Annotated in this window: 1 protein-coding gene; it reads right to left on the bottom strand. The window is 70.0% G+C overall.

Going from position 1 to position 1,673, the window contains the following annotated elements:
* Positions 1–33: 33 nt before the first annotated feature.
* Entirely contained in the window at positions 34–1,485 is a 1,452-nt protein-coding gene (locus tag ACFCV8_RS35980) for a Gfo/Idh/MocA family protein (protein WP_376689769.1), read from the bottom strand.
* Positions 1,486–1,673: the final 188 nt, after the last annotated feature.

The raw sequence follows: 1,673 nt of genomic DNA, 5'->3' as shown, positions 1-1,673 counted from the left end.
CCCCCGGCCCGCCCGTCCGTGCGTACCGGCCGGTCAGGCCTTCTCCGGGTTCTCCGAGTCCATGCCGGAGCGGGCCTTCTTCCACTCACCGCGGGTGAAGTCCGGGATCTGCTGCGGCGCGCCCTTCGCCTTGATGGACAGATGGCTCAGCGGCACCGGCGCGGTCCAGGTCGCCGCGTCGTACACATCGAAGTCGGGGACCAGCCCGAGCCGCATGCACTGCATCAGCCGGAACACCAGCATGTAGTCCATCCCGCCGTGACCGCCCGGCGGATTGGCGTGCTCCTTCCAGAGCCAGTGGTCCCACTCCCGGTACTTCCCGAAGTCGCCCCAGTTGTCGTCGGTGTGGTCGGGCTCGATGTAGATCCGCGCGGGGTAGTCCTCGAAGACCCCCCTCGTACCGCCCAGGCTGTTGATCCGAGAATAGGGGTGCGGGGTCGAGACGTCGTGCTCCAGCCGGATGACCCGCCCCTTGGCGGTCTGGACGAGACTGATCGTCCGGTCGGACTCGATGTACGTCTCCTTCCAGCTGGGGTCACCGGCCGGCATGTGCTTCGCCCGGTACTCGGCGAGACCGAGGGCCGGGGACCCCACACTGGTGATGCTCACCGCGCGGTCGCCGCGGTTGATGTCCATGTAGTTGGCGACCGGGCCGAAGCCGTGGTTCGGGTAGAGGTCGCCGCGGAGCCGGGTGTGCCAGAGCCTGCGCCAGGGGCCTTCGTAGTAGTCCGGATCGAACATCAGGCCGCGCAGGTCGTGGTTGTACGCACCCGCCCCGTGCAGCAGGTCGCCGAAGAGACCGGCGTGCGCCATGCGCAGTACCCGCATCTCGTTCTGCCCGTAACAGCAGTTCTCCAGCTGCATGCAGTGGCGCCGGGTGCGCTCGGAGAGATCGACCAGTTCCCAGAGCTGGTCGAGCTGGAGGGCGATCGGACACTCCACGCCGACGTGCTTCCCGTTCAGCATCGCCGTCTTCGCCATCCGGAAGTGGAAGTCCCAGGGCGTCGCGACGTAGACGAAGTCGATGTCGCCGCGCTCGCAGAGCTTCTCGTAGTCGTCCTCGCCGTTGGTGTAGACGGCGGGTGCCGGCTGGCCGGCGGCGGTCACCTTGGCGGCGGCCCGCTGCGCCTTCTCCTTGACCGGGTCGCAGACGGCGACGACCCGCACGCCACCGACGGCGAGGAACAGGTCGATCATGCTGCCGCCACGGTTGCCGAGGCCGACGATGCCGACCCGGACGGTGGAGCGCGGCTCGAACGGCACCCCCACCATGGTCCTGCCCCGGCGCTCCGGGGCCCCGGCGGCCCGGTCCGCGGCGGCCCGCGCGCCCGGTACGGGGGCGGCACTCGCGGTGGGGGCGCCGAGAGCACCGAGCCCCAGACCGGCACCGGCCACTCCCGCGGTCGTCCGCAGGACCGAGCGGCGGCTCATCGCGCCCTCGTCGCCGTGGTGCGTACCGTCGTTCTGCTGTGCTGCGTCGTTCATCGATCCTCCGTAAGGGGGGTCTGACGTGCGCGGCTTGCGAATGAACTCCGGGGACGACCTTGGTAGTCGGGGCGGTCGTTGCGCAAGGGGAGCGATTGGACTCCTGTGCCGAAACCATGGACTTTCGTGGCCCTCGCAGCACTCCGCGCGGCCACGCGGAAGCCGGGCGGGCCCGATGCCTGCGGGCC

Origin of the sequence: Streptomyces sp. NPDC056347 (assembly GCF_042262625.1) — a bacterium.
Classification (GTDB): domain Bacteria; phylum Actinomycetota; class Actinomycetes; order Streptomycetales; family Streptomycetaceae; genus Streptomyces.
The sequence above is the reverse complement of the archived record's forward strand: the minus strand, read 5'-3'. Positions and strand labels throughout refer to the sequence as shown.